This is a genomic window from Kineococcus vitellinus (genome assembly GCF_009906315.1).
Classification (GTDB): Bacteria; Actinomycetota; Actinomycetes; order Actinomycetales; family Kineococcaceae; genus Kineococcus; species Kineococcus vitellinus.
This window is the reverse complement of sequence record NZ_JAAALL010000313.1, coordinates 1-4,901: the sequence shown is the minus strand read 5'-3', so window position 1 is coordinate 4,901 and position 4,901 is coordinate 1. Positions and strand designations below refer to the sequence as shown.

At 73.1% G+C, this 4,901-nt stretch carries 2 protein-coding genes; both read right to left on the bottom strand.

Going from position 1 to position 4,901, the window contains the following annotated elements; translation table 11 throughout:
- Positions 1-283: 283 nt before the first annotated feature.
- Positions 284-1,783, bottom strand: a complete 1,500-nt coding sequence (locus GTQ99_RS19775; RefSeq protein WP_166617422.1) for a hypothetical protein — start codon at positions 1,781-1,783, stop codon at positions 284-286.
- Between the two features lie 79 nt (positions 1,784-1,862).
- Positions 1,863-4,712 carry an aconitate hydratase AcnA gene (locus tag GTQ99_RS19770; RefSeq protein ID WP_166617421.1) on the bottom strand — a complete coding sequence of 950 codons (2,850 nt, stop codon included), beginning with the start codon at positions 4,710-4,712 and terminating at the stop codon, positions 1,863-1,865.
- Positions 4,713-4,901 lie beyond the last annotated feature (189 nt).

The window sequence follows — 4,901 nt, the reverse complement described above, 5'->3', positions numbered from 1 at the left end:
GACGAGGACCGGCTGGTCGGCGGCGACGGCGTAGTGCTGCAGCGCAGCGGCGATCCCCGGCGGGGAGGCGTCGCTCCCCCCGCTGCCCGCTCCTCGCCACGCCTCGTTCAGCACAGGTCCCGTCCAGGGTGTCGGCGGCTCCCTCCGCGGAGCCGCACCGGACCTCCATCGGCACGTCCTGCGACGAGTTGACCCCCCGCGCTGCTCCGGACGGGTGGCGCGAGCCGCGGGGGGTGACGGCGCGTGGTGCGCCGGCCGCCCGGTGGCCGCGCGGGGACGGGGGCTACCCGGGCAGCAGCACGAGCACGCTGCGCCGCTGCCAGGTGCCCTGGGTGGTGGGCCAGGAGGCGATCCCCGGCACGGCCTCGGGGCCGGGGTCGATCCAGCGCAGGGCGAACGGGGTGGGCTGCGCGGGCACGGGCTCGCGGTGGGCGTAGTTGAGCTCCAGCAGCGCACGCAGGAGCGGGCCCGCCTCGGCCTGGCGCGCCTCGACGACCCCCTGCAGGTAGGAGGGGTCGGAGAACTGGTCGACGATCTCGCAGTCGCAGCTGTAGGCCAGGGTCCCGATCTCCCCCGGCGCGGCGACCCGCTCGTCGCCGACCAGGCGCCCCACCTCGGCCCCGATCCGCCGGTACTCCGCGGGGGTGGCGAAGTTGGCGAAGACCGGCGGGTACGGCCACGGCAGCGAGCGCGCGGTGGCGGGCACGCACGCGACGAGCCCGGCCACCGCGGCCACCGCCAGCCCGGCGGCGCCCAGCACCGCCGGTCGCCGGGCGGCCCTGCGGCCGAGCAGGACCCCCGCGCCGAGGACCGCGACGAACGACAGCGACGCCATCGGCGCCACGTAGTACCACTGGTAGGGGGGCACTCCGAGGACGCTGTAGACGGCGAAGTAGCCCACCCCGCCGAGCCCGACCGCGAGCAGAGCGCCCGTCCCCGGCCGGGCCCGCCGGCGCAGCAGGGCCACCACCAGCAGCAGCACGACGAGCAGGCCCAGGACGGCGCCGGCGACGCTGACCCCGACGGCCAGCGGGGTGTTGATCGCGTAGTGGGTCCACAACCCGCGCAGGTAGGTGCGCCCCTCGCCGAAGTCGCGCTGGTTGGTCTTGATGACGAAGGTGTCGGGGATCGCGGAACCCAGCCACCACCAGCTGAGGGCGAACCACGGCAGGCAGGCCGCGAGGCAGGCCAGCACGGCCGTCGGCAGCCGGCGCAGGACCCCCGGGCAGGCCGGCGCGACGAGCACCACGAACACGACGAGGTCGAGGCGGGCCAGCAGGCTGGCCGCCGCGACCAGCCCGTAGAGCACCGGCCGCCCGGCCAGGCCCGCCGCCAGCAGGCCGGTGACGGCCGTGAAGAGCAGCACCACCTCCAGGCCCAGGGCGGAGACGAGGAAGGGGTTGGCGAGCACCACGACGAGCGCGACCGCCGGCCAGGGCGCGGACAGGCCCAGGCGGGCGGCGGCGCGGGCGGACCACCACCCCGCCAGCGCGCCCAGCAGCGTGGTGAGCACCCCGAGGGCGAGTTCGCCGTCCGCCCCGGCGAACGGCTGCACCAGCAGGAAGCACCCCGCCAGCAGGGCCACGTTGAGCGGCGAGGTGGCCGCGTTCGAGGTCATGGCGGGGGTCATCCCCCAGTGCCCGTGCTCGGCGAGGTTCCGGGCGTAGGACAGCGTGATGTAGGTGTCGTCGATGAGCCCGCGCGAGCCGACCCAGCTCAGCAGCGCCCCCAGGACGGCGCCGAGCAGGGCGACGCGCACGGTGGTCCGGGGTGCGGGAGGCATGGGCGCATCCCACCACAGCCCCCGCTCGCCGCGACGGGCGGACACCCGGCCGGGTGCCCGCCCGTCGCGGCCGGTCCGCTCAGGCGTTCGTCAGCGACCGCAGCACGTAGTGCAGGATCCCGCCGTTGCGGTAGTAGTCCGCCTCGCCGGGGGTGTCGATGCGCACGACGGCGTCGAACTCGACGGTGGTGCCGTCGGTGCGGGTCGCGCTCACCCGCACCGTGCGGGGCGTGCGGCCGGAGTTGAGCTCGGTGAGCCCGCTGATGTCGAAGGTCTCGGTGCCGTCCAGGCCGAGCGAGGCGGCCGACTCCCCCTGCGGGAACTGCAGCGGCACGACGCCCATGCCGATGAGGTTCGAGCGGTGGATGCGCTCGAAGCTCTCGGTGATGACGGCCTTGACGCCCAGCAGCGCGGTGCCCTTGGCGGCCCAGTCGCGCGAGGAGCCGGAGCCGTACTCCTTGCCGCCGAGGACGACGAGCGGGGTGCCGGCCGCGGCGTAGTTCTGCGCGGCGTCGTAGATCGTCGTCTGCTCGCCGCCGCGGGTGAAGTCGCGGGTGAAACCGCCCGAGACGCCGTCCAGCAGCAGGTTGCGCAGCCGGATGTTGGCGAACGTGCCGCGGATCATCACCTCGTGGTTGCCGCGGCGCGATCCGTAGGAGTTGAAGTCCGCCCGCTGCACGCCGTGCTCGGACAGGTACGTGCCCGCCGGGCTGTCGGGCTTGATGGAACCGGCCGGGGAGATGTGGTCGGTGGTCACCGAGTCGCCGAGCAGGGCGAGCACGCGCGCGCCGGAGATGTCGGTGACCGGCGCCGGCTGCGCCTGCATGCCCTCGAAGTACGGGGGCTTGCGCACGTAGGTCGAGTCCGCGTCCCAGGCGAAGGTGTCGCCCTCGGGCGTGGGCAGGCCCTGCCAGCGCTCGTCGCCGGCGAAGACGTCGGCGTAGTCCTTGACGAACATGTCCTTGCTGATGGCCTCGCCGATGACCCGCTCGACCTCGGCCGCATCGGGCCAGATGTCGCGCAGGAAGACGTCGGCGCCGGACTCGTCCTGACCGATCGGGTCGTTCTCGACGTCCCAGTCCATCGTGCCGGCGATCGCGTAGGCGATGACCAGCGGCGGGGAGGCCAGGTAGTTCATCTTGATGTCGGGGTTGATCCGGCCCTCGAAGTTGCGGTTGCCCGAGAGCACCGCGGTGACGGCGAGGTCGTTGTCCTGCACCGCGGCGGAGACCTCCTCCGGCAGCGGGCCGGAGTTGCCGATGCAGGTGACGCAGCCGTACCCGACGAGGTGGAAGCCCAGCTTCTCCAGGTACGGGGTCAGCCCGGCCTTGTCGTAGTAGTCGGTGACGACCTTGGAACCGGGGGCCAGGGAGGTCTTCACCCACGGCTTGCGGGTCAGCCCGCGCTCGACGGCGTTCTTGGCCAGCAGCGCGGCGGCCACCATCACCGAGGGGTTGGAGGTGTTGGTGCAGCTGGTGATCGAGGCGATCGCCACGGCGCCGTGGTCGATCTCGGTCTGCGTGCCGTCGGCCATCGTGACGGCGACCCGCTTCGAGGGGCGGCCGCTGGCGCGGCCGGGGGCGGCCGGCTCGTCGCGCTCGTCGCTGTGCGAGGCGGACGGGGCGTCGGAGGCGGGGAAGCTCTCCGCGCTGGCCTCGTCCTGGGAGGAGCCCGCGACGGCGTCGATGGCGTCGCTGTGCGCGCTGGAGGCGACGTTCCCGGCGGGGACCTCGTCGCTCACGTAGTCGCCGAGGGCGGCGCGGAAGGCCTCCTTGGCCTCGGTGAGGACGATGCGGTCCTGCGGGCGCTTGGGACCGGCGATGCTCGGCACGACCGTGGACAGGTCCAGCTCGAGGTACTCGGAGTAGCGCGCCTCGCGGGAGGGGTCGTGCCAGAGGCCCTGCTCCTTGGTGTAGGCCTCGACGAGTGCGACCTGCTCGTCGCTGCGGCCGGTCAGGCGCAGGTAGTCCAGCGTCACGTCGTCGATGGGGAAGATCGCCGCGGTGGAGCCGAACTCCGGGCTCATGTTGCCGATGGTGGCGCGGTTGGCCAGCGGCACGGCGCCGACGCCCTCGCCGTAGAACTCGACGAACTTGCCGACGACACCGTGCTTGCGCAGCACCTCGGTGATCGTCAGCACGACGTCGGTGGCGGTGGCGCCGGCCGGGATGGAGCCCGACAGCTTGAAGCCGACCACGCGCGGGATGAGCATCGACACCGGCTGGCCGAGCATGGCGGCCTCGGCCTCGATGCCGCCGACGCCCCAGCCCAGCACGCCCAGGCCGTTGACCATCGTGGTGTGCGAGTCGGTGCCGACGAGGGTGTCGGGGTAGGCCTGCAGCTCGCCGTCGACCTGGCGCGGGAAGACCACGCGGGCCAGGTGCTCGATGTTCACCTGGTGGACGATGCCGGTGCCCGGCGGGACGACCTTGAAGTCGTCGAAGGCCGTCTGGCCCCAGCGCAGGAACTGGTAGCGCTCGCGGTTGCGGCCGTACTCGATCTCGACGTTCTGCTCGAAGGCGTCGGGGCGGCCGAAGACGTCGGCGATGACGGAGTGGTCGATGACCAGCTCGGCCGGGGACAGCGGGTTCACCTTGGTCGGGTCGCCGCCGAGGGCGCCGACGGCCTCGCGCATGGTGGCGAGGTCGACGATGCACGGCACCCCGGTGAAGTCCTGCATGATCACGCGCGCGGGCGTGAACTGGATCTCGGTGTCCGGCTCGGCCGAGGGGTCCCAGCCGGCGAGGGCGCGGATGTGGTCGGCCGTGATGTTGGCGCCGTCCTCGGTGCGCAGCAGGTTCTCCAGCAGCACCTTGAGGCTGAACGGCAGCTGCGCCGCCCCCTCGACCGCGTCGAGGCGGAAGACCGTGTAGTCCGTCCCACCCACCGTTAGGGTAGCCTTGGCTTGGAAGCTGTTCTGGCTGCTCACCGTGAGCTCCTCACTCGTCGTGCGTGGCCGTCGTCGATGCCGGTCGTCGGGTCCGATGCTCCCACCGACCGCTCGGGGAGCGCGCGGCGCCCCGGTGCGCCCACGTCGATTTATCTCGACGTCAAGATACCACGCAGGCCGTGGTCGAGCACGAACCACGCCGCCGACGCGCCCAGCAGCAGGCAGCAC